This is a genomic window from Streptococcus mitis, assembly GCF_965111725.1.
Classification (GTDB): Bacteria; Bacillota; Bacilli; order Lactobacillales; family Streptococcaceae; genus Streptococcus; species Streptococcus mitis_DV.
Genome location: NZ_OZ217341.1, coordinates 185,001 through 208,525 on the forward strand (window position 1 = coordinate 185,001; position 23,525 = coordinate 208,525).

Annotated in this window: 26 protein-coding genes and 4 tRNA genes (1 of these 30 only partly in view); 29 read left to right on the forward strand and 1 reads right to left on the reverse strand. The window is 40.8% G+C overall.

Translation table 11 applies throughout. The annotated features are described in order from the left end of the window. The 12 genes from ACLV7Q_RS00965 to pcp form a co-directional block, all read left to right on the forward strand. Window positions 1-23 (forward strand) — tRNA-Trp (locus ACLV7Q_RS00965) (it extends 48 nt beyond the left edge of the window). Window positions 24-37: 14 nt separating this feature from the next. Continuing rightward, window positions 38-110: transfer RNA gene (locus tag ACLV7Q_RS00970), tRNA-His, on the forward strand. Between the two features lie 13 nt (window positions 111-123). Then, window positions 124-195: transfer RNA gene (locus ACLV7Q_RS00975), tRNA-Gln, on the forward strand. A 9-nt stretch (window positions 196-204) separates the two neighbouring features. Further along, window positions 205-288, forward strand: a tRNA-Leu gene (locus tag ACLV7Q_RS00980). Window positions 289-394: 106 nt separating this feature from the next. Further along, window positions 395-1,672 carry a gamma-glutamylcysteine synthetase gene (locus tag ACLV7Q_RS00985; RefSeq protein ID WP_218757943.1) on the forward strand — a complete coding sequence of 426 codons (1,278 nt, stop codon included), beginning with the start codon at window positions 395-397 and terminating at the stop codon, window positions 1,670-1,672. Between the two features lie 75 nt (window positions 1,673-1,747). Next, complete coding sequence (thrC, locus tag ACLV7Q_RS00990; protein ID WP_218757944.1) at window positions 1,748-3,232, forward strand: threonine synthase; 1,485 nt, start codon at window positions 1,748-1,750, stop codon at window positions 3,230-3,232. Window positions 3,233-3,292: 60 nt separating this feature from the next. Continuing rightward, entirely contained in the window at window positions 3,293-4,573 is a 1,281-nt protein-coding gene (locus ACLV7Q_RS00995) for an MATE family efflux transporter (RefSeq protein ID WP_218757945.1), read from the forward strand. 3 nt (window positions 4,574-4,576) lie between these two features. Further along, entirely contained in the window at window positions 4,577-5,200 is a 624-nt protein-coding gene (locus tag ACLV7Q_RS01000; protein ID WP_218757946.1) for an HAD family hydrolase, read from the forward strand. Between the two features lie 161 nt (window positions 5,201-5,361). Beyond that, the gene (locus ACLV7Q_RS01005) at window positions 5,362-6,564 is read left to right on the forward strand and encodes a LysM peptidoglycan-binding domain-containing protein (protein WP_218757947.1); all 1,203 of its coding nucleotides are present in this window, start codon (window positions 5,362-5,364) and stop codon (window positions 6,562-6,564) included. Window positions 6,565-6,763: 199 nt separating this feature from the next. Further along, entirely contained in the window at window positions 6,764-7,189 is a 426-nt protein-coding gene (locus ACLV7Q_RS01010) for a MarR family winged helix-turn-helix transcriptional regulator (RefSeq protein ID WP_049513257.1), read from the forward strand. A gap of 10 nt (window positions 7,190-7,199) precedes the next feature. Further along, complete coding sequence (locus tag ACLV7Q_RS01015) at window positions 7,200-7,562, forward strand: DUF1304 domain-containing protein (RefSeq protein WP_176139659.1); 363 nt, start codon at window positions 7,200-7,202, stop codon at window positions 7,560-7,562. Between the two features lie 118 nt (window positions 7,563-7,680). Then, window positions 7,681-8,325: a pyroglutamyl-peptidase I gene (gene pcp, locus ACLV7Q_RS01020; RefSeq protein ID WP_218757948.1), complete on the forward strand. Its 645-nt coding sequence runs from the start codon at window positions 7,681-7,683 to the stop codon at window positions 8,323-8,325. Window positions 8,326-8,440: 115 nt separating this feature from the next. Here the strand turns inward: pcp and ACLV7Q_RS01025 are convergent, their stop codons facing one another. Then, entirely contained in the window at window positions 8,441-9,319 is an 879-nt protein-coding gene (locus tag ACLV7Q_RS01025; RefSeq protein WP_218757949.1) for a DUF975 family protein, read from the reverse strand. Window positions 9,320-9,435: 116 nt separating this feature from the next. Between ACLV7Q_RS01025 and tgt the strand changes: the two genes are divergently transcribed. The 17 genes from tgt to ACLV7Q_RS01110 all read left to right on the forward strand — a co-directional run bounded on the left by tgt (window position 9,436) and on the right by ACLV7Q_RS01110 (window position 23,514). After that, a complete protein-coding gene (tgt, locus tag ACLV7Q_RS01030; RefSeq protein ID WP_001285237.1) occupies window positions 9,436-10,578 on the forward strand; it encodes a tRNA guanosine(34) transglycosylase Tgt in 1,143 nt (380 codons plus the stop codon). 100 nt (window positions 10,579-10,678) lie between these two features. Continuing rightward, window positions 10,679-12,496: an acyltransferase family protein gene (locus ACLV7Q_RS01035; protein ID WP_218757950.1), complete on the forward strand. Its 1,818-nt coding sequence runs from the start codon at window positions 10,679-10,681 to the stop codon at window positions 12,494-12,496. Between the two features lie 151 nt (window positions 12,497-12,647). Beyond that, a complete protein-coding gene (nagA, locus tag ACLV7Q_RS01040; RefSeq protein WP_218757951.1) occupies window positions 12,648-13,799 on the forward strand; it encodes an N-acetylglucosamine-6-phosphate deacetylase in 1,152 nt (383 codons plus the stop codon). Between the two features lie 162 nt (window positions 13,800-13,961). Beyond that, window positions 13,962-15,020 carry a zinc-dependent alcohol dehydrogenase family protein gene (locus tag ACLV7Q_RS01045; protein ID WP_218757952.1) on the forward strand — a complete coding sequence of 353 codons (1,059 nt, stop codon included), beginning with the start codon at window positions 13,962-13,964 and terminating at the stop codon, window positions 15,018-15,020. Between the two features lie 149 nt (window positions 15,021-15,169). Continuing rightward, complete coding sequence (locus tag ACLV7Q_RS01050) at window positions 15,170-15,535, forward strand: DUF1033 family protein (RefSeq protein ID WP_045606653.1); 366 nt, start codon at window positions 15,170-15,172, stop codon at window positions 15,533-15,535. A 76-nt stretch (window positions 15,536-15,611) separates the two neighbouring features. Continuing rightward, window positions 15,612-16,553, forward strand: a complete 942-nt coding sequence (gene comGA, locus ACLV7Q_RS01055) for a competence type IV pilus ATPase ComGA (RefSeq protein ID WP_218757953.1) — start codon at window positions 15,612-15,614, stop codon at window positions 16,551-16,553. Continuing rightward, on the forward strand, window positions 16,501-17,517 hold the full coding sequence (comGB, locus tag ACLV7Q_RS01060) for a competence type IV pilus assembly protein ComGB (protein WP_218757970.1): 1,017 nt from the start codon (window positions 16,501-16,503) through the stop codon (window positions 17,515-17,517). The genes comGA and comGB overlap by 53 nt, the downstream gene beginning before the upstream one ends. A gap of 1 nt (window position 17,518) precedes the next feature. Then, complete coding sequence (gene comGC / locus ACLV7Q_RS01065) at window positions 17,519-17,842, forward strand: competence type IV pilus major pilin ComGC (RefSeq protein WP_218757954.1); 324 nt, start codon at window positions 17,519-17,521, stop codon at window positions 17,840-17,842. Beyond that, the gene (gene comGD / locus ACLV7Q_RS01070) at window positions 17,805-18,239 is read left to right on the forward strand and encodes a competence type IV pilus minor pilin ComGD (RefSeq protein ID WP_218757955.1); all 435 of its coding nucleotides are present in this window, start codon (window positions 17,805-17,807) and stop codon (window positions 18,237-18,239) included. The genes comGC and comGD overlap by 38 nt, the downstream gene beginning before the upstream one ends. Further along, on the forward strand, window positions 18,202-18,504 hold the full coding sequence (gene comGE, locus ACLV7Q_RS01075) for a competence type IV pilus minor pilin ComGE (protein WP_000413380.1): 303 nt from the start codon (window positions 18,202-18,204) through the stop codon (window positions 18,502-18,504). Before comGD ends, comGE begins: the two co-directional genes overlap by 38 nt. Further along, complete coding sequence (gene comGF, locus ACLV7Q_RS01080; protein WP_218757956.1) at window positions 18,467-18,928, forward strand: competence type IV pilus minor pilin ComGF; 462 nt, start codon at window positions 18,467-18,469, stop codon at window positions 18,926-18,928. The genes comGE and comGF overlap by 38 nt, the downstream gene beginning before the upstream one ends. Next, window positions 18,906-19,319, forward strand: coding sequence for a competence type IV pilus minor pilin ComGG (gene comGG / locus ACLV7Q_RS01085; RefSeq protein ID WP_218757957.1), 414 nt, complete (start codon window positions 18,906-18,908; stop codon window positions 19,317-19,319). The genes comGF and comGG overlap by 23 nt, the downstream gene beginning before the upstream one ends. 32 nt (window positions 19,320-19,351) lie before the next feature. After that, a complete protein-coding gene (locus tag ACLV7Q_RS01090; RefSeq protein WP_218757958.1) occupies window positions 19,352-19,939 on the forward strand; it encodes a class I SAM-dependent methyltransferase in 588 nt (195 codons plus the stop codon). A gap of 60 nt (window positions 19,940-19,999) precedes the next feature. Then, the gene (locus ACLV7Q_RS01095; protein ID WP_218757959.1) at window positions 20,000-20,953 is read left to right on the forward strand and encodes a class I SAM-dependent methyltransferase; all 954 of its coding nucleotides are present in this window, start codon (window positions 20,000-20,002) and stop codon (window positions 20,951-20,953) included. A gap of 50 nt (window positions 20,954-21,003) precedes the next feature. Further along, window positions 21,004-22,194, forward strand: a complete 1,191-nt coding sequence (locus ACLV7Q_RS01100; RefSeq protein ID WP_218757960.1) for an acetate kinase — start codon at window positions 21,004-21,006, stop codon at window positions 22,192-22,194. 149 nt (window positions 22,195-22,343) lie between these two features. Next, the gene (gene rnpA, locus ACLV7Q_RS01105) at window positions 22,344-22,715 is read left to right on the forward strand and encodes a ribonuclease P protein component (RefSeq protein ID WP_000739245.1); all 372 of its coding nucleotides are present in this window, start codon (window positions 22,344-22,346) and stop codon (window positions 22,713-22,715) included. Then, window positions 22,690-23,514, forward strand: coding sequence for a membrane protein insertase YidC (locus tag ACLV7Q_RS01110; RefSeq protein WP_218757961.1), 825 nt, complete (start codon window positions 22,690-22,692; stop codon window positions 23,512-23,514). Before rnpA ends, ACLV7Q_RS01110 begins: the two co-directional genes overlap by 26 nt. Window positions 23,515-23,525 lie beyond the last annotated feature (11 nt).

The following is a 23,525-nucleotide window of genomic DNA, read 5'->3' on the forward strand; positions in this document are numbered from 1 at the left end:
GGGTTCAATTCCTACTGCCCGTGTTAATAGAATTATGGCGGGTGTGGTGAAGTGGTTAACACACCAGATTGTGGCTCTGGCATGCGTGGGTTCGATCCCCATCACTCGCCTATTTTATATTATTGGGGTATAGCCAAGCGGTAAGGCAAGGGACTTTGACTCCCTCATGCGTTGGTTCGAATCCAGCTACCCCAGTTACTATTTGCCGGCGTGGCGGAATTGGCAGACGCGCTGGACTCAAAATCCAGTGTCCGCAAGGACGTGCCGGTTCGACCCCGGCCGCCGGTATAGTATAGCGTTAGGAACGTAGTTAGTCTTCGTTCCTTTTTTGTATTATTTTTGGTATAATAGTAGTTATTCAAATTTTATTTAGATTAAGAAAGAGTAGGATAGTATGTCTCGTTCTATCGATTTATTAAAACATCGGTATTTGAAAAATATTAAAGAAAATCCTGAATTGTTTATTGGAGTTGAGCTGGAATATCCTGTTGTAAACTTAGAAGGGAATGCAACAGATGTTGAAGTTATAAAAGATTTATTTCATTATTTACTTTCCGCTCTGGATTTCACTGTGGAAAAGGTAGATGATTTTGTCAATCCTATCCAGTTAGTGGATCCGATAAGTCAGGATGCTATTTTATTTGAAGTTTCCTATACAACGATTGAGTTTGCATTTGGTAAGGCTGAAACAATTCAAGAGGTCGAAAATCGTTTCAATAATTATATGGATGTAATTCAGAGAAAATTAGGCGAATCAAATCATGCTATTGTTGGCTGTGGTATCCATCCCAACTGGGATAAAAATGAGAATTGTCCAGTGGCTTATCCACGCTATCAGATGTTGATGGATTATTTGAATTTGAGTAGAAATATTACTAAATCAGATTTACATCATTTCCCTGAATATGGTGCTTTTATCTGTGGAAGTCAGGTTCAGCTGGATGTTTCAAAGTCTAACTACCTACGGGTGATTAATGCTTTTACCCAAATTGAAGCAGTTAAGGCTTATTTATTTGCAAACTCTGAGTTTTCGGGTGCAGATTGGGATACGAAAATTGCAAGGGACATCTTCTGGGAAGAATCGATGCATGGCATCTATCCAGAGAACGTCGGTGTCAATGCTAGGCTCTTTAAAAATGAGGAGGATTTTTTTGATTATCTAGACCATTCTGCAATTTTTACTGCGGAACGTGATGGGCAGACCTATTATTTTTATCCTATTCAGGCTGGGGAATATTTGGCTACGCCTGAAATCCAAGCATATGCTCTTAATGGGGATGAGACTCTTATTTGCCCTCAAGAGAAGGATTTTGAAACTCATCGTAGTTATCAGTATCAAGACTTAACGACTCGAGGAACGGTTGAGTTTCGTAGTGTGTGTACTCAGCCTCTAGAGAGAACTTTCGCTTCTGCAGCCTTTCACTTGGGATTGTTGGTTAATTTAGATAAGTTAGAAGCTTACTTAGAAACAGCACCTTTCTTTAAGAAATTTGGTTGTGATTATAAGTTTTTAAGACGACAATTTTCTAAGAAGAAGCTTACAGATGAGGAAGAAACTGCGATTATTGAAATTTCCAAAGACTTACTTATCCTATCTGAGGAAGGACTGGAGATGAGAAATAAGGAAGAAATGATTTATTTAGAGCCTTTGAAGAAAGAATTGGGACTATAATTTCTTTTATAAAGGGAGAATTTTCTGAAAAATCATGATATAATGGAAGAGACTATAGATAAAGGATAGAGAGTAATGACATTAGTTTATCAATCAACGCGTGATGCCAACAATACAGTAACTGCTAGCCAAGCTATTTTGCAAGGTTTGGCGACGGACGGCGGTTTGTTTACACCGCTTACTTACCCAAAGGTAGATTTGAACTTTGACAAATTGAAAGATGCTTCTTATCAGGAAGTTGCTAAGATTGTTTTGTCAGCATTTTTAGATGACTTTACAGCTGAAGAGTTGGACTACTGTATCAACAGTGCCTATGATAGCAAGTTTGATACTCCAGCTATCGCACCATTAGTGAAATTAGACGGGCAATATAACTTGGAACTCTTCCATGGTTCAACGATTGCCTTTAAGGATATGGCCTTGTCTATTTTGCCATACTTTATGACGACTGCTGCTAAGAAACATGGTTTGGAGAACAAAATCGTCATTTTGACAGCGACATCTGGTGATACTGGGAAAGCTGCTATGGCAGGGTTTGCGGATGTGCCTGGAACTGAGATTATCGTCTTTTATCCAAAGGATGGTGTCAGCAAGGTACAAGAGTTACAAATGACCACTCAAACTGGCGACAATACTCATGTTATTGCTATTGATGGTAACTTTGACGATGCGCAAACAAATGTGAAGCACATGTTTAACGACGTGGCTCTTCGTGAAAGATTAGCGGCCAACAAGTTGCAATTTTCATCTGCTAACTCTATGAACATTGGTCGTTTGGTGCCACAGATTGTCTACTATGTTTATGCTTACGCTCAGTTGGTCAAGACTGGTGAGATTGTGGCTGGTGATAAGGTTAACTTCACAGTGCCAACTGGAAACTTTGGAAATATCTTGGCTGCCTTTTATGCCAAACAAATTGGTCTACCAGTTGGTAAATTGCTCTGTGCTTCAAATGACAACAATGTTTTGACAGACTTCTTCAAGACACGTGTTTATGACAAGAAACGTGAGTTTAAGGTAACAACTAGCCCATCTATGGATATCTTGGTATCTTCAAACTTGGAGCGTTTGATTTTCCATCTTTTGGGTAATGATGCGGTTAAGACAGCTGAACTCATGAATGCTTTGAATAGCCAAGGTCAATATGAGTTGACTAATTTTGATACAGAGATTCTTGAACTCTTTGCAGCTGAATATGCGACTGAGGAAGAAACGGCAGCAGAAATCAAGCGTGTTTATGAGTCAGATTCTTATATCGAGGATCCACATACGGCGGTTGCTTCAGCAGTTTATAAGAAATACCAAGATGCTACTGGCGATGCGACTAAGACAGTGATTGCATCAACAGCTAGTCCATACAAGTTCCCAGTGGTTGCAGTAGAAGCTGTAACGGGGAAAGTTGGCTTAACTGACTTTGAAGCTTTGGCTCAATTACATGAAATCTCAGGCGTTGCAGTGCCACCAGCAGTTGATGGACTTGAAACAGCTCCTGTTCGTCACAAGACAACAGTGGCAGCTGCTGATATGCAAGCAGCGGTTGAGGATTATCTAGGACTTTAAGACAGAAGGAGTAAACTCGGTTGGGAAACCAACTGAGTTTCTTTTCATCAGGAGGAAGGATTGTTTAAGAAAAATAAAGACATTCTTAATATTGCCTTGCCAGCTATGGGCGAAAACTTTTTGCAGATGCTCATGGGGATGGTGGATAGTTACTTGGTAGCCCACTTGGGCTTGATAGCTATTTCGGGTGTATCAGTAGCTGGCAATATTATCACGATTTACCAGGCGATTTTCATTGCTCTGGGGGCAGCTATTTCTAGTGTTATATCAAAAAGCATGGGGCAGAAAGACCAGTCGAAGTTAACTTATCATGTGACTGAGGCCTTGAAGATTACTTTACTATTAAGTTTCCTTTTAGGATCTTTGTCCATCTTCGCTGGGCAAGAGATGATTGGACTTTTGGGGACGGAGAGAGATGTAGCTGAGAGTGGTGGACTCTACCTATCTTTGGTAGGCGGATCGATTGTTCTCTTAGGTTTAATGACTAGTCTGGGAGCCTTGATTCGTGCAACGCATAATCCACGTCTGCCTCTCTATGTTAGTTTTTTATCCAATGCCTTGAATATTCTTTTTTCAAGTCTAGCTATTTTTGTTCTGGGTATGGGGATAGCTGGTGTTGCTTGGGGGACAATTCTGTCTCGTTTGGTAGGTCTTGTGATTTTATGGTCGCAATTAAAGTTGCCTTTTGAGAAACCGACTTTTGGTTTAGATAAGGAACTATTGACCTTAGCTTTGCCAGCAGCTGGAGAGCGGCTCATGATGCGGGCTGGAGATGTCGTGATCATTGCCTTGGTCGTTTCTTTTGGAACGGAGGCAGTTGCTGGGAATGCAGTCGGAGAAGTCTTGACCCAGTTTAACTACATGCCTGCCTTTGGCGTTGCAACGGCAACGGTCATGCTGGTGGCTCGAGCGGTTGGAGAGGATGATCGGAAAAGAGTCGCAAGTTTGAGTAAACAAGCCTTTTGGCTTTCTCTGGTCCTCATGTTGCCTTTGACCTTTAGTATCTATGCCTTGGGTGTGCCATTAACTCATCTCTATACGACAGATCCTCTAGCGGTTGAGGCTAGTGTTCTAGTGACACTGTTTTCACTACTTGGAACCCCTATGGCGACAGGGACAGTCATCTATACGGCAGTTTGGCAAGGTTTGGGGAATGCTCGGCTTCCCTTTTATGCAACAAGTATAGGAATGTGGTGTATCCGTATTGGGACAGCCTATCTGATGGGAATTGTTCTTGGTTGGGGTTTGCCTGGTATTTGGGCAGGAACTCTTTTGGATAATGGTTTTCGTTGGTTATTTCTACGCTACCGTTACCAGCGTTATATGAGCTTGAAAGGATAGGAAATGCAAAAAACAGCTTTTATTTGGGATTTAGATGGGACTTTATTGGACTCTTACGAAGCGATTTTGTCAGGGATTGAGGAGACTTTTGGTCAGTTTTCTATTCCTTATGATAAGGAGAAAGTGAGAGAGTTTATCCTAAAGTATTCTGTGCAGGATTTGCTTGTGCAGGTGGCAGAAGAGAGAAAGCTGGATGTGGAAATGCTCAATCAGGTGCGTGCCCAGAGTCTGTCTGAAAAGAATGCTCAGGTAGTTTTGATGCCAGGTGCGCGTGAAGTGTTAGCTTGGGCAAAAGAAACAGGGATTCAGCAGTTTGTCTATACTCATAAGGGGGATAATGCTTTTGCCATTCTAAGAGACTTGGGGTTGGAATCCTATTTTACAGAGATTCTAACCAGTCAGAGTGGCTTTGCGCGCAAGCCTAATCCGGAAGCGGCTACCTATCTGTTAGACAAGTATCAGTTGGATCCTGAGAAGACCTATTATATAGGGGATCGGACTCTGGATGTGGAATTTGCCCAGAATAGTGGGATTCAAAGTATCAACTTTTTAGAATCGACTTATGAAGGTAATCACAGAATTCAAGCGTTAGCAGACATTTCCCGTTTTTTTAAGGCTGAGCGATAAAAAGATTGTGTCAGTTTTGTGACAGAGACCTAACAAACTATTTCAAGTAACCGAGTTTGTTACAAGGAATGGACAGTTCTGTTAAATAGGCCCGAGAGGGCTTTTTTCTGCATTTTTTGTGTTATCATAGACAGGTACTCATTTGAAAGGAATTTGAAAGAATGAAGAAAAGAATGTTATTAGCGTCAACAGTAGCCTTGTCATTTACCCCAGTATTGGCAACTCAAGCAGAAGAAGTTCTTTGGACTGCACGTAGTATTGAGCAAATCCAAAACGATTTGACTAAAACAGACAACAAAACAAGTTATACCGTTCAGTATGGTGATACCTTGAGCACAATTGCAGAAGCCTTAGGTGTAGATGTCACAGTTCTTGCGAATTTGAATAAAATCACGAATATGGACTTGATTTTCCCAGAAACCGTTTTGACAACGACTGTCAATGAAGCGGAAGAGGTAACGGAAGTTGAAATTCAAACTCCTCAAGCAGCTTCTGGTGACGAGGTGACAACTGCGACAGCAGATTTGACAACCAATCAAGTGACGGTTGATGATCAAACTGTTCAGGTTGCAGACCTTTCTCAACCGATTGCAGAAGCGCCAAAAGCGGTAGAAACTACAAGTACAAAAGAAGTAGCATCAAATTCAGAAGTTACAGAGACAGTGACTGCTGCAGAAGAAGTGGCACCATCTACAGACTCTTCTACGTCAGCGGAGCAAACAGTCGAAACAAGCAGTCCAGTTGAAGAAGCAGCTCCTCAGGTAACGACTCCAGCTGAGAAAGAGAAAACGCAAGCCAGCCCTCAGGCTGCGTCAACAGTGGCAACAACTACAACTCCAGTAGAAGAAAAATCAACCGAGACAACTGCAACAAGTTCAGAAGAAGTAAAAGAAGTAGCATCAAGTGAAGCTATCCCAGCAGTTTCTACTTATCAACCAGAAGAGACAAAACCAGTTTCAACAATTTACGCGGCTCCAGCTGCGCCTGATTATGCTGGACTTGCAGTAGCGAAATCTGAAAATGCAGGTCTTCAACCACAAACAGCTGCCTTTAAAGAAGAAATTGCTAACTTGTTTGGCATTACATCCTTTAGTGGTTATCGTCCAGGAGACAGTGGAGATCACGGAAAAGGTTTGGCTATTGATTTTATGGTACCAGAAAGCTCAGAACTAGGGGATAAGATTGCGGAATACGCTATTCAAAACATGGCCAGCCGTGGAATTAGTTATCTCATCTGGAAACAACGTTTCTATGCTCCATTCGATAGCAAATATGGACCAGCTAATACTTGGAATCCAATGCCAGACCGTGGTAGCGTGACAGAAAATCACTATGATCACGTTCACGTTTCAATGAATAGATAAACCAGACTTGGTAATATCATTTTGACGAATGAGATCTAGCTTTCGTGATAGAGAGCAAGTCTCGTTCGTTTTTTTCTTTGTCAATTTGAATGGAAAATTACCATCTTGTAATGAGTTAAGCAACATTCTTGCAATCTATTTTACTTTATATTATACTTGATTAGTCAACTATTGATAAATCAATAAAAGGAAAGAAGAAATGATAGAGATTCAAGATTTACTGTATCAACTCCGCTTGTCTGAGCAAGCGAGTACGCAATTGTTTAAAAAAAGGCTTGGGATTAGTTTGACACGGTATCAGATTTTATTATTTTTACTGAAGCATTCTCCCTGTAATCAAATAGCGGTTCAGGAGCGTTTGAAGATTGATCAGGCTGCTTTGACCCGACATTTCAAAATTCTGGAAAAGGAAGGTTTGGTGGAGCGTCATCGTAATCCTGAAAATCAGCGGGAAGTGTTGGTAGAGGCTACGAAGTATGCCAAGGAGCAGTTAGTGGTGAATCCCCCTCTGCAACATATCAAGGTTAAGCAAGAGATGGAAAGTATCTTAACAGAGTCTGAAAGAACAGAACTCAGCCGTTTATTAAATAAATTGGTTTTGGGCATTGAGAATATAGAGATCTAAGGAGAAAAATATGTCAATTATGACAATTATTTTAGCAACGATCATTGCTTTGGAGCATTTTTACATTTTTTATCTGGAAAGTGTGGCTACGCAATCAGACACTACTAGTCGTGTTTTTAACATGAACAAGGAAGAACTGGCTCGTCCGTCAGTAAGTTCATTGTTTAAAAATCAAGGGATTTATAATGCTTTGCTAGGAGTCTTTCTCTTGTATGGAATTTATTTCTCACAGAATTTAGAAATTGTGACTATTTTTGTTTTATTTGTGATTGGTGCTGCGGCTTATGGCTCTCTCACAGCAGATAAGAAAATTATTTTGAAGCAAGGAGGACCAGCTATTTTGACCTTGATGAGTATTTTATTCTTTAAATAAACTCAAAAATCAATCCTAGACTCGCTAGTTCTTTTCAACTCGAGAATAAGGGAAATATGTTATACTTGTTTTATTGTCGGAAAAAGAGTTTCATGGAATTGGTTGTAAGGAGTTAGAAATGAAAGTATTAGTGACAGGTTTTGAGCCCTTTGGAGGGGAAAAGGTCAATCCAGCCTTGGAGGCCATTAAAGGTTTACCAGCTGAAATTCATGGTGCTGAGATCAGCTGGCTAGAAGTGCCAACAGTCTTTCACAAATCGGCCCAAGTATTGGAAGAAGATATGAGTCGTTACCAACCTGATTTTGTCCTTTGTATCGGCCAAGCAGGTGGAAGATCTAGTTTGACACCTGAACGAGTGGCCATAAATCAAGACGATGCACGCATTCCTGATAATGAGGGTAATCAACCGATTGACCTTCCTATTCGTCCAGATGGTGCTCCGGCCTACTTTAGTAGTTTGCCGATTAAAGCGATGGTTCAAGCTATAAAAAAAGAGGGATTGCCGGCCTCTGTTTCCAATAGTGCAGGGACTTTTGTCTGCAATCATTTGATGTATCAGGCCCTCTATTTGGTAGAAAAGAAATTTCCACATGTTAAGGCAGGGTTTATGCATATTCCTTATATGATGGAACAGGTGGTGAATCGACCGACTACTCCAGCTATGAGTTTAGTGGATATTAGGCGAGGGATAGAAGCGGCAATCGGCGCTATTATCGAACATGGAGATCAGGACCTCAAGTTGGTAGGCGGAGAAACTCATTGATAGAAAAAAGCTTGAGGGGAAAAACCTTCAAGCTTTTGGACGTTTTCGAGCCAGTACTGCTCGGTAGAAAATTATTTTATTGATTTGAATGTAGGGTAGGAGTGAGAAACTAGCCCTACCAGGGGTAGTTTAGTTGGTATTTTTTACTAAGTGCTGCTCTAAGTACTGCTCTATAAAAGCTGATTTTAGTACATTGGATATAAGGTAGGAGTAAAAAACTAGCAATGCCAAAGGTAATCCAATTGAGGAAGTACCAAGGAAGAAGCTGTAAATCTAGGACAAAGTGCTGGAACTTGTAGCCCTTCATAAAGGAACGGCTAGTTTTTAGGATTCGTCTTGGTGAGGACTGTCCTAGGTCTAGACTATAACAGAGAAGAAATTCCACCTGTGAATAGGCATAATACTGTGGAATATAGAGGATATTTCCTACAATGATCAAGATGAGACTTGCAAGAAAGTAGAGTCCAAAGACCATGAGGAAACGCTCGGTTTCAACTGATGAGAGATCTAGATTTGGAAACTCAGGATGTAGGGTGACGAATTTTTTGGCTAAAAAGCTACTATAAAATAGGAAGTAAATCCCAAGTAAATTAGGGATACTCCATAAAAAGAGATAGAAACGTTTGAGAAGTAGGGTCAAAAAGGTTTGAGAAAAACGCTCCTCATCAAAGAGAGCTAGGCTGTTTTTTACAGATGGCTCCGTTTTAGAATCTTTCATGAGTGTCAGTGTTGCATAGACGGAACTGGTCAAAAGAATAGTCCCGATAAAGGAGACTAGTAGAGGAAAGAGGTAGGCTTGAATTATTTGACCAAGTATGCTGAAAAATGGCTGTTCTAAAACAGTCCCGTGGATCCGAGATAAGGGATTAAGAAAACCAGATAAGATGACCAGCATACTGGGAAGGATATAGAGGAGAAAGAGACGGGGGGTGTCAGCCTGAAAATGTTTTGACTCCTGACGAATTGTTTTTAAATCAATTTTTGGATAGTTCATTCTCTTATTATACCATAGTTCGTGACAGTTCCAGCTTTTTTTGATAAAATCATACAGTATGCCCTTGGGCACAAAGTATGAACTGGGACTGTCTTTCCCAGCTTCGGAGGTAAAAAATGTCAGATTCACCAATCAAATACCGTTTGATTAAGAAAGAAAAACATACAGGAGCTCGTCTGGGAGAAATCATCACTCCCCACGGCACCTTCCCAACACCTATGTTTATGCCAGTTGGAACTCAAGCCACTGTCAAAACTCAGTCACCTGAAGAATTGAAGGAGATGGGTTCGGGAATTATCCTGTCAAACACCTATCATCTCTGGCTTCGTCCTGGAGATGAACTCATTGCACGCGCAGGCGGTCTCCACAAGTTCATGAATTGGGACCAGCCTATTTTGACAGATAGTGGTGGTTTTCAGGTTTATTCCTTAGCAGATAGCCGTAATATCACAGAAGAAGGAGTAACCTTTAAAAACCATCTCAATGGTTCTAAGATGTTCCTATCGCCAGAAAAAGCTATCTCTATTCAGAATAATCTAGGCTCAGACATCATGATGTCCTTTGACGAATGTCCTCAGTTTTATCAACCATACGACTACGTTAAGAAATCAATCGAGCGTACCAGTCGTTGGGCTGAGCGTGGTTTGAAGGCTCATCGTCGTCCGCATGACCAAGGGTTATTTGGAATTGTACAGGGGGCAGGATTTGAAGACCTTCGTCGCCAATCAGCTCATGATCTTGTCAGCATGGACTTTCCAGGTTACTCTATCGGCGGTTTGGCAGTGGGAGAAACCCACGAAGAAATGAATGCCGTCTTGGACTTTACAACTCAACTGCTGCCTGAAAACAAACCTCGCTATTTGATGGGTGTGGGAGCGCCAGATAGTTTGATTGATGGAGTGATTCGTGGGGTGGATATGTTTGACTGTGTCTTGCCGACTCGTATCGCTCGTAACGGGACTTGTATGACCAGTCAAGGACGTTTGGTTGTGAAAAACGCTCAGTTTGCTGAGGACTTTACGCCACTAGATCCTGAGTGTGATTGCTACACATGTAAGAACTATACACGCGCCTACCTTCGTCACCTGCTCAAGGCTGATGAAACCTTTGGTATTCGCTTGACTAGTTACCACAATCTTTACTTCTTGCTTAACCTGATGAAGCAAGTGCGACAAGCCATCATGGATGACAATCTCTTGGAATTCCGTGAGTATTTTGTGGAAAAATATGGCTATAATAAGTCAGGACGTAATTTCTAAAATGGAATTGATATAAGCTAAAAATCCTAAGTTTTCTCTTGGGATTTTTCTTCTTTTTTTGATAGAATAAAGTGTACAATGAAAGGAAGAATAAACTCGTATGCGCATTAAATGGTTTTCCTTGATTAGGATTACAGGTTTACTATTGGTACTCTTGTATCATTTCTTTCAGACCATCTTTCCTGGAGGTTTTTTCGGGGTAGATGTCTTTTTCACGTTTTCAGGCTTCCTGATTACGGCTCTACTCATCGAAGAATTTTCTAAGAATCACGAGATTGACTTGATTGGATTTTTTAGGAGACGCTTTTATCGGATTGTTCCACCTGTGGTTTTGATGGTCTTGGTAACCATGCCCTTTACTTTCTTAGTTCGACAAGATTATGTAGCTGGAATTGGGGGTCAGATTGCAGGTGTCTTAGGTTTTATGACCAACTTCTATGAACTTCTAACAGGAGGGAGTTATGAATCTCAGTTCATTCCTCATTTGTTTGTTCATAATTGGAGCTTGGCTGTTGAGGTTCACTACTATATTCTATGGGGATTGGCAGTTTGGTTCTTATCCAAGCAGTCTAGATCAAATGGTCAGTTGAGAGGGATGGTTTTTCTCTTATCAGCTGCTGCCTTCTTGATTAGCTTCTTCTCCATGTTTATTGGTAGTTTTCTAGTGACCTCCTATTCCTCTGTTTACTTCTCCAGTTTAACTCATGTCTATCCATTCTTTTTGGGAAGTATCCTAGCAACTATCGTAGGCGTTCGTCAGACGACTTCCCTCGTCAAGCAGTTGGATAAAATCTGGGATTTACGAAAGACCCTTTTAGTTTTTGGAGGAGGTTTTGGCTTCTTACTCATTTTGACCTTCTTTGTCAAATTTACCTATCTCTTTGCCTATCTTATTGGCTTCTTACTTGCCAGCCTTGCAGCCCTAGCTATGATTCTGGCGGCGCGTGTTTTACATGAAAAGACTCCTAATGTACAGGAGCCAAAGATGATCAGCTTTTTAGCAGATACTAGCTATGCAGTTTATCTCTTCCATTGGCCTTTCTATATCATATTCTCACAGTTGACATCAAATCTTTTTGCTGTGTTACTGACTTTAATTTGTTCTTATGGATTTGCCAGTCTGTCATTTTATGTATTGGAACCTTGGATTGCAGGAAAGAACACACCTATTATACAAACTCTTCGTCCCCTGCCTTATATTCACGCAATTCTTGCAACAAGTACAGGAATCTTGACCTTCATTGTCTTCTTAGTAACTCTGTTGGCACCACAAGTGGGAGCGTTTGAGACAGACTTAACTGTCAATGGTTTGAAGCAGGCTGCAACAAATATTAGCCAAACAAAAGTGATGGCAGAACGAGCAGAAGCTGATAGTTTGGGGATTGCTGATGGTACTATGTTAATTGGTGACTCGGTGGCTTTAAGGGCAAATACAGCCCTGCAGACAGCCCTTCCTGGAGCACAGATTAACGCGCAAGTCAGCAGAACAACCAAGAATGCCAATGAAATCATGCTAAATAATAGCCAGAATAAATTTTTACCTAAGATGGTGGTCATTGCGACTGGGGTAAATAATCCTGAAAATTACAAGGAAGACTGGGATAGTATCGTAAAAAATCTTCCTAAGGGCCACCATATGATTTTAGTGACTCCTTATGAGGGAGATAAGACAAAAGAGACCTATGCCATCGTTGAGAAGGCTGCTGCCTATATGAGAGAATTGGCAGAGAAGACTCCTTACATCACGATAGCAGATTGGAATCAAGTTGCGAAAGAACATCCAGAAATTTGGGCAGGAACAGACCAAGTCCATTTCGGAAGTGACACTAGCACTATTGAAGCAGGAGCTAAATTGTACGCAGATACCATTGCTACAGCCTTGCAAACAGCTCAAGACAAGCCAGTCAAATCAAAATAACCTGTATTACAGAGAAAAGAGTTGGAGAAATCCAGCTCTTTTAAAATATCTTTAGAAAATAGGTCTATACCATTTACAAATGAATCATAAAGGTTTATAATGTAATTGACATAATAAATATCAAAAGTAATCTTTTAAGGAGGTCATTATTATGCCTAATTACGTTAAAGCGGATCAGTTTTTCTATCCATTTGGCATTCGTCGCGGTGGGTACTTAGAACTTGTTGATGGCAAATTTGGGAAACATGTGGATCAAATTCCTGAAGGAGCAGAGGTTCTTGACTATACTGGTTATAGCATTGCACCAGGTCTTGTGGATACTCATATTCATGGATATGCAGGTGTAGATGTGATGGACAACAACATTGAAGGTACATTGCATACTATGAGTGAAGGCCTTCTTAGTACCGGTGTTACCAGTTTCTTGCCCACAACTTTAACAGCCACTTATGAGCAATTGCTTGCAGTCACTGAAAATCTTGGAAATCATTATAAGGAAGCAACAGGTGCTAAGATTCGTGGGATTTATTATGAAGGTCCATATTTCACAGAAACTTTTAAGGGGGCCCAAAATCCAACTTATATGAGAGACCCGGGTGTTGAGGAGTTTCATTCTTGGCAGGATGCTGCAAAAGGGATGCTAAATAAGATCGCTATTGCACCAGAACGTGAAGGTGTAGAAGACTTTGTACGTACAGTTACGGGAGAAGGCGTAACGGTTGCTCTTGGACATTCAAATGCAACTTTTGATGAGGCTAAAAAGGCAGTAGATGCTGGAGCTAGTGTTTGGGTACATGCTTACAATGGCATGCGTGGGTTGACTCACCGTGAACTCGGTATGGTAGGAGCCATGTATGAATTGCCACACACCTATGCAGAGTTGATCTGTGATGGTCACCACGTAGATCCAAAAGCTTGTGAGATTTTACTTAAGCAAAAGGGGACAGAAAACATCGCTCTTATTACGGACTGTATGACAGCTGGTGGGCTTGAAGACGGTGACTATATGTTGGGAGAATTCCCTGTTGTAGTAGCAAATGGAACTGCACGTCTCAAATCGACAGGCAATTTGGCAGGTTCTATCCTCAAACTTAAAGATGGTATGAGAAATGTAGTCGAGTGGGGGATTGCAAATCCACACGAAGCAGTCATGATGGCCAGCCTTAACCCAGCTAAATCCGTTCACATCGATGACGTCTGTGGCCAAATCCGTGAAGGTTATGATGCGGACTTTATCGTACTAGATAAAGATTTGGAATTGGTAGCAACCTATCTAGATGGTGTGAAACGTTATCAAGCATAAGAGAGAAGGCAGAAGTTAGTGACTAGCTTCTGCTTTTTTATCTATATTACTTTACCAGTAAATAAAAAAGTTAAAAAAATCACAAAAAAGCTTGAAGGAATAAAAGAAAAGGCTTACAATTATATTATAAATAGTACAAATAAAAAAACGGAGGAGTGCTTTATGAAAGCCTATACTTATGTTAAACCAGGACTTGCTTCTTTTGTTGACGTTGACAAACCAGTTATTCGCAAGCCAACAGACGCTATTGTGCGTATCGTAAAAACCACTATTTGTGGAACAGACCTCCATATTATCAAAGGGGATGTTCCTGCTTGCCAAAGTGGTACCATTCTTGGTCACGAAGGGATTGGGATTGTGGAAGAAGTTGGGGAAGGAGTTTCTAACTTCAAAAAAGGCGATAAGGTCTTGATTTCTTGTGTCTGTGCCTGTGGTAAATGCTACTACTGTAAAAAAGGAATTTATGCCCACTGTGAAGACGAAGGGGGCTGGATTTTCGGTCACTTGATTGATGGTATGCAGGCTGAATATTTACGTGTCCCTCATGCAGATAACACTCTTTACCATACTCCAGAAGACTTGTCAGATGAAGCCTTGGTTATGCTATCAGACATTCTGCCTACTGGATATGAAATTGGTGTCTTGAAAGGGAAAGTAGAACCTGGTTGCAGCGTAGCCATTATTGGTTCAGGTCCAGTTGGATTGGCTGCTCTTTTAACGGCTCAATTCTACTCACCAGCCAAATTGATTATGGTGGACTTAGACGATAACCGCTTGGAAACTGCCCTATCATTTGGTGCGACTCATAAGGTTAATTCTTCAGAACCTGAAAAAGCCATTAAAGAAATTTATGATTTGACAGATGGCCGTGGTGTAGATGTTGCTATCGAAGCTGTTGGTATTCCTGCAACATTTGATTTCTGTCAAAAGATTATCGGTGTAGATGGAACAGTTGCCAACTGTGGTGTACATGGTAAACCAGTCGAATTCGATTTGGACAAACTTTGGATTCGCAACATCAATGTAACAACTGGTTTGGTATCTACAAATACAACTCCACAATTGTTGAAAGCACTTGAAAGTCATAAGATTGAACCAGAAAAATTGGTAACTCACTATTTCAAACTCAGTGAAATTGAAAAAGCTTATGAAGTCTTCAGTAAGGCAGCAGACCACCATGCAATTAAGGTCATCATCGAAAACGATATTTCAGAAGCTTAAGTAGTAAAAAGATTTTGGAATACAAGCAAATAGAAATTCAGTCATCATAAGATGGCTGGATTTTTTATCAAAAAGTCAAGAAATGAGCATTTTACTTTCCTTGTTTGGCGGAATTAGTTATAATATACGGTACGAAGGAATGAATGAATATGTATCGTGTTATAGAAATGTACGGAGATTTTGAACCCTGGTGGTTCTTAGAAGGTTGGGAAGAAGATATTGTAGCTAGTAAGAAATTTGACCAGTATTATGATGCTCTCAAATACTACAAAACTTGCTGGTTTAAATTAGAACAAGAATCCCCTCTTTATAAAAGCAGAAGTGACTTGATGACCATTTTTTGGGATCCAGAAGACCAACGCTGGTGCGATGAATGTGATGAGTATTTACAACAATACCATTCTTTGGCTCTTTTGCAGGATGAGCAGGTTATCCCAGATGAAAAACTACGCCCAGGCTATGAAAAACAAACAGGTAAGGAAAGGCACCGTTCTTGCCGTATGAAATTAAAATAGAGAAAAAGTAACTTTTTTGGAGTTGCTTTTTTTATTTTTCCAAATCTTTGCGAATAGTATAGGTGAGGAGGTAAGTATGGTTCAAGAAATTGCACAAGAAATCATTCGTTCGGCTCGGAAAAAAGGGGCGCAAGACATTTATTTTGTCCCCAAGTTAGACGCCTATGAGCTTCATATGAGGGTCGGAGACGAGCGCTGTAAAATCGGTTGTTATGATTTTGAAAAGTTTGCGGCCGTTATCAGTCACTTTAAGTTTGTAGCTGGTATGAATGTTGGAGAAAAGCGACGTAGTCAACTTGGTTCCTGCGATTATGCCTATGACGATAAGATGGCGTCACTACGTTTGTCCACCGTTGGCGATTATCGAGGTCATGAGAGTTTAGTTATTCGCTTGTTGCACGATGAGGAGCAGGATTTGCATTTTTGGTTTCAGGATATTGGAGAACTGGGTAAGCAGTATAGGCAACGGGGACTTTATCTCTTTGCTGGTCCAGTCGGCAGTGGTAAGACGACCTTGATGCATGAATTGGCCAAGTCTCTCTTTAAAGGACAGCAAGTCATGTCCATCGAAGATCCTGTCGAAATCAAGCAGGACGACATGCTCCAATTACAGTTGAATGAAGCGATCGGGTTGACCTATGAAAATCTAATCAAACTTTCCTTGCGCCATCGACCAGATCTCTTGATTATCGGAGAAATTCGTGATAGCGAAACGGCGCGTGCAGTGGTCAGAGCTAGTTTGACAGGGGCGACAGTCTTTTCAACCATTCACGCCAAGAGTATTCGAGGTGTTTATGAGCGCCTGCTGGAGTTGGGTGTGAGTGAGGAGGAATTGGCAGTCGTTCTGCAAGGAGTCTGCTACCAGAGATTAATCGGGGGAGGAGGAATCGTTGACTTTGCAAACAAAGGCTATCAAGAACACCAGCCAACTAGCTGGAATGAACAGATTGACCAGCTTCTTAAAGATGGACATATCACAAGTCTTCAGGCTGAAACGGAAAAAATTAGCTACAGCTAAGCAAAAAAATATCATTACTTTGTTTAACAATCTCTTTTCCAGCGGTTTTCATCTGGTGGAGACCATCTCCTTTTTAGATAGGAGTGCCTTGTTGGACAAGCAGTGTGTGACCCAGATGCGTACAGGCTTGTCTCAGGGAAAATCATTCTCAGAAATGATGGAAAGTTTGGGTTTTTCAAGTGCCATTGTCACTCAGTTATCCCTAGCGGAAGTCCATGGAAATCTCCACCTGAGTTTGGGAAAGATAGAAGAGTATCTAGACAATCTAGCCAAGGTCAAGAAAAAGTTAATTGAAGTAGCGACCTATCCCTTGATTTTACTGGGATTTCTTCTCTTAATCATGCTGGGGCTACGAAACTATCTACTACCACAACTGGATAGTAGCAATATTGCCACTCAAATTATCGGTAATCTCCCACAAATCTTTCTAGGCATGGTAGGGTTTGTTTCCATACTTGCCCTTTTAGCACTCACTTTTTATAAAAGAAGTTCTAAGATGCGCGTCTTTTCTATCCTAGCACGCATTCCTTTTCTGGGAATCTTTGTGCAGACTTATCTGACAGCCTATTATGCGCGTGAATGGGGAAATATGATTTCGCAGGGAATGGAGCTGACGCAGATTTTTCAAATGATGCAGGAACAAGGTTCCCAGCTCTTTAAAGAAATCGGTCAAGATTTAGCTCAAGCCCTACAAAATGGTCGCGAATTTTCTCAAACCATAGCAACCTATCCTTTCTTTAAAAAGGAGTTGAGTCTCATCATCGAGTATGGGGAAGTCAAGTCCAAGCTGGGGAGTGAGTTGGAAATCTATGCTGAAAAAACTTGGGAAGCCTTTTTTACCCGAGTCAACCGCACCATGAATTTGGTGCAGCCACTGGTTTTTATCTTTGTGGCTCTGATTATCGTTTTACTTTATGCGGCAATGCTCATGCCCATGTATCAAAATATGGAGGTAAATTTTTAACATGAAAAAAATGATGACATTCTTGAAAAAATCTAAGGTTAAAGCTTTCACTCTGGTAGAGATGTTGGTGGTCTTGCTCATCATCAGCGTACTTCTCTTGCTTTTTCTACCTAATCTGACCAAACAAAAAGAAGCAGTCAACGACAAAGGAAAAGCTGCTGTTGTTAAGGTGGTGGAAAGCCAGGCAGAGCTTTATAGCTTGGATAAAAATGAAGATGCTAGCCTAAGCAAGTTACAAGCAGATGGGAGAATCACAGAAGAACAAGCTAAAGCTTATAAAGAATATCATGCAAAACAAAATAAGACTCAAACGGTCGCGGATTAAGGCCTTTACCATGCTGGAAAGCCTCTTGGTTTTGGGTCTTGTGAGTATCCTTGCCTTGGGATTGTCTGGCACTGTTCAGTCCACTTTTGCAGCGGTAGAGGAGCAGATTTTCTTTATGGAGTTTGAAGAACTTTATCGGGAAACCCAAAAACGCAGTGTAGCTAGTCAGCAAAAGACTAGTCTGAACTTAGATGGGCAGACGATCAGTAATGGCAGTCAAAAGTTGACAGTTCCTAAAGGAATTCAGGCACCATTAGGCCAAAACATTACATTTGACCGAGCTGGGGGCAATTCGTCCCTGACTAAGGTTGAATTTCAGACCAGTAAAGGAGCGATTCGCTATCAATTATATCTAGGAAATGGAAAAATTAAACGCATTAAGGAAACAAAAAATTAGGGCAGTGATTTTACTAGAAGCAGTAGTCGCTTTAGCTATCTTTGCCAGTATTGCAACCCTCCTTTTGGGACAAATTCAGAAAAATAGGCAAGAAGAAGCAAAAATCTTGCAAAAGGAAGAAGTCTTGAGGGTAGCTAAGATGGCCCTGCAGACAGGTCAAAATCAGGTAAACATCAACGGAGTTGAGATTCAGGTGTTTTCTAGTGAAAAAGGATTGGAGGTCTACCATGGTTCAGAACAGTTGTTGGCTATCAAAGAGCCATAAGATCAAGGCCTTTACCTTGTTGGAATCTCTGATTGCTCTCATTGTCATCAGTGGAAGCTTACTTCTCTTTCAAGCCATGAGTCAGCTCCTCATTTCAGAAGTTCGCTACCAGCAACAAAGCGAACAAAAAGAGTGGCTCTTGTTTGTGGACCAGTTGGAGGCAGAATTAGACCGTTCGCAGTTCGAAAAAGTGGAGGGCAATCGCCTCTATATGAAGCAAGATGGCAAGGACATCGCCATCGGTAAGTCAAAGTCAGACGATTTTCGTAAAACCGATGCCAGTGGACGGGGTTATCAGCCTATGGTTTATGGACTCAAATCAGCACATATTACAGAGGAAAATCAACTGGTGCGTTTTCGTTTCCAGTTCCAAAAAGGCTTAGAAAGGGAGTTCATCTATCGTGTGGAAAAAGAAAAAAGTTAAGGCAGGTGTTCTCTTATATGCAGTCACCATAGCAGCCATTTTTAGTCTTTTGTTACAATTTTACTTGAACCGACAAGTCGCCCACTATCAAGACTACGCTTTAAATAAAGAAAAATTGGTTGCTTTTGCCATGGCTAAACGAACCAAGGATAAAGCCGAGCAAGAAAGTGGGGAACAGATCTTTAATCTGGGTCAGGTGAGCTATCAAAATAAGAAAACAAGCTTGGTGACAAGGGTTCGTACGCCTAAGAGCCAATATGAATTCATCTTTCCTTCCGTAAAAATCAAAGAAGAGAAAAGAGATAAAAAGGAAGAGGTAGTAACTGATTCAAGTAATCAAGCAGAGAAGAAAAAATCAGAAGAGAAGGTCGAAAAGAAAGAGAATTCCTAGCCAATCAAGCTACTTTGTGCTAAACTAAAAATATGAAACATGATTTTAACCACAAAGCAGAAACTTTTGATTCCCCTAAAAATATCTTCCTTGCAAACTTGGTTTGTCAAGCAGTCGAAAAACAGATTGATCTTCTATCAGACAAAGAAATTTTGGATTTCGGTGGAGGGACAGGGCTGTTAGCCTTGCCTCTGACAAAACAAGCCAAGTTCATCACTCTTGTAGACATTTCTGAGAAAATGCTGGAACAAGCTCGTTTGAAAGCGGAGCAGCAAGACATCAAGAATATCCAGTTTTTGGAGCAAGATTTACTGGCAACTCCCTTGGAGCAAGAGTTTGATCTCATTGTTGTTTGTCGTGTTCTTCACCATATACCTGATTTAGATGAGGCTCTCTCACTGTTTCATCAACACTTGAAGGAAGATGGACAACTCCTACTTGCTGATTTTACCAAGACAGAAGCTAACCATCATGGATTTGAATTGGTTGAACTGGAAAACAAGCTAGCTCAGTTTGGTTTTTCGAGCATTGACAGTCAGATTCTTTACAGTGCCGAAGACCTGTTTCAAGGAAATTACTCAGAACTCTTTTTAACAGTAGCCCAAAAATCACTCGCCTAGTCAGGGAGTGATTTTTCTATAAGGATGGAAAAAAGAAGGGAAATTTGATAAGATAGGAATATGGATTTTGAAAAAATTGAACAAGCTTATACCTATTTACTAGAGAATGTTCAAGTCATCCAAAGTGACTTGGCGACCAATTTTTATGATGCCTTGGTGGAGCAAAACAGCATTTATCTGGATGGTGAGACTGAGTTAGAGCAGGTCAAGGAGAACAATCAAGCCCTTAAGCGTTTAGCACTTCGCAAAGAAGAATGGCTCAAGACCTACCAGTTTCTCTTGATGAAGGCGGGGCAGACAGAGCCCCTGCAGGCCAATCACCAATTTACACCGGATGCTATTGCCTTACTTTTGGTGTTTATTGTGGAGGAATTGTTTAAAGAGGAGGAAATCACTATCCTCGAAATGGGGTCTGGCATGGGGATTCTGGGCGCTACTTTCTTGACCTCGCTTGATAAAAAGGTGGATTACTTGGGAATGGAAGTAGATGATTTGCTGATTGATTTGGCAGCTAGCATGGCAGATGTAATTGGTTTACAGGCTGGCTTTGTCCAAGGAGATGCCGTTCGTCCACAAATGCTCAAAGAAAGCGATGTGGTCATCAGCGACTTGCCTGTCGGTTATTATCCTGATGATGCCGTTGCGTCGCGCCATCAAGTTGCTTCTAGCCAAGAACATACTTACGCCCATCACTTGCTTATGGAACAAGGACTTAAGTACCTCAAGTCAGATGGATATGCTATTTTTCTAGCTCCGAGTGATTTGTTGACCAGTCTTCAAAGTGATTTGTTGAAAGGCTGGTTGAAAGAAGAAGCAAGTCTGACTGCCATGATTAGTTTGCCTGAAAATCTCTTTGCTAGTGCCAAACAATCCAAGACTATTTTTATCTTACAGAAGAAAAGTGAAATAGTAGTAGAACCCTTTGTTTATCCACTTGCTAGCTTGCAAGATGCAAGTGTTTTAATGAAATTTAAAGAAAATTTTCAAAAATGGACTCAAGGTACTGAAATATAAAATAGATTTTGTTATAATAGATGAAAACGCTTAAAAAGAGGTATCATGTTATGACAAAAACAATCGCAATCAATGCAGGAAGTTCAAGTTTGAAATGGCAACTTTATCAAATGCCAGAGGAAAAAGTTCTTGCTAAAGGTTTAATTGAACGTATCGGATTGAAAGATTCAATTTCAACTGTAAAATTTGACGGCCGTTCTGAACAACAAATTTTGGATATCGAAAATCACACACAAGCTGTTAAAATTTTATTGGATGACTTGATTCGTTTCGATATTATCAAGGCTTATGACGAGATTACAGGTGTTGGACATCGTGTTGTTGCTGGTGGAGAATATTTCAAAGAATCAACGGTTGTTGAGGGGGATGTTTTAGAAAAAGTTGAAGAGTTGAGCTTGTTGGCTCCTCTCCACAATCCAGCCAATGCGGCAGGTGTTCGTGCCTTTAAGGAATTGTTGCCAGACATTACCAGTGTAGTTGTTTTTGATACTTCCTTCCACACAAGTATGCCAGAGAAAGCTTATCGCTACCCTCTACCAACAAAATATTACACAGAAAACAAGGTTCGTAAATACGGTGCCCACGGTACAAGTCACCAGTTTGTAGCAGGAGAAGCAGCAAAACTCTTGGGACGTCCATTAGAAGACTTGAAGTTGATTACCTGTCATATTGGTAACGGAGGCTCAATTACAGCTGTGAAAGCTGGTAAGTCTGTCGACACTTCTATGGGCTTCACTCCTCTGGGTGGTATTATGATGGGAACTCGTACAGGGGACATTGATCCAGCTGTCATTCCTTACTTAATGCAATATACAGATGATTTTAACACACCAGAAGATATCAGTCGTGTTCTGAATCGTGAATCAGGTCTTTTGGGAGTTTCTGCTAATTCTAGCGATATGCGCGATATAGAAGCAGCTGTAGCAGAAGGGAATCACGACGCTAGCTTGGCTTATGAAATGTATGTTGACCGTATCCAAAAACATATCGGTCAGTACCTTGCAGTGCTAAATGGAGCAGATGCCATTGTTTTCACAGCAGGTGTCGGTGAAAATGCAGCAAATTTCCGTCGTGATGTAATCTCAGGAATTTCGTGGTTTGGTTGTGACGTTGATCCTGAAAAGAATGTCTTTGGTGTGACAGGAGACATCTCAACAGATGCCGCGAAGATTCGTGTCTTGGTTATTCCAACTGATGAAGAGCTAGTTATTGCCCGTGACGTTGAACGTTTGAAAAAATAACTAAAATTAGAAAAAATATTCCGTACAAGGAGTTGGGAAAGTGATTTTTCCAGCTTCTTTTTCTGATGAAATTGTGCAAAACCTTGCTATGATTGGCTTTTTTGAAAAATATGGTATAATAGTAGTAATTTAATAGATGGAGTTGAGTTTTGAAGAAAAACTTTCGTGTAAAAAGAGAGAAAGATTTTAAGGCAATTTTCAAGGAGGGGACAAGTTTTGCCAACCGCAAATTTGTTGTCTACCAGTTAGAAAATCAGAAAAACCATTTTCGAGTAGGTCTATCAGTTAGCAAAAAACTGGGGAATGCCGTCACTAGAAATCAAATCAAGCGACGAATTCGGCATATTATCCAGAATGCAAAAGGGAGTCTGGTAGAAGATGTCGACTTTGTTGTCATTGCTCGAAAAGGGGTTGAAACCTTGGGATACGCAGAGATGGAGAAAAATCTACTCCACGTATTAAAATTATCAAAGATTTACCAGGAAGGAAATGGGAGTGAAAAAGAAACTACAGTTGACTAGTTTGCTAGGACTGTCTCTATTGATCATGACAGCCTGTGCGACTAATGGGGCAACTAGTGATATTACAGCCGATTCGGCTGATTTTTGGAGTAAATTTGTTTACTTCTTTGCGGAAATTATTCGCTTTTTATCATTTGATATCAGTATCGGAGTAGGGATTATTCTCTTTACTGTCTTGATTCGTACAGTGCTCTTGCCGGTCTTTCAAGTGCAAATGGTGGCTTCTAGAAAAATGCAAGAAGCTCAACCACGTATTAAGGCGCTTCGAGAACAATATCCAGGTCGAGATATGGAAAGCAGAACCAAGCTAGAGCAGGAAATGCGTAAAGTCTTTAAAGAAATGGGTGTCAGACAGTCAGATTCACTTTGGCCGATTTTGATTCAGATGCCGGTTATTTTGGCCTTGTTCCAAGCTCTATCAAGAGTTGACTTTTTGAAGACAGGTCATTTCTTATGGATTAACCTTGGTGGTGTGGATACAACCCTTGTTCTTCCGATTTTAGCAGCAGTATTCACCTTTTTAAGTACTTGGCTGTCCAACAAAGCCTTGTCTGAGCGTAATGGGGCTACGACTGCGATGATGTATGGGATTCCGGTCTTGATTTTTATCTTTGCAGTTTATGCGCCAGGTGGAGTCGCCCTATACTGGACAGTGTCCAATGCTTACCAAGTCTTGCAAACCTATTTCTTGAATAATCCATTCAAGATTATCGCTGAGCGCGAGGCGGTAGTTCAGGCACAGAAAGATTTTGAAAATAGAAAAAGAAAAGCCAAGAAAAAGGCTCAGAAAACGAAATAATAAGGAGGAAT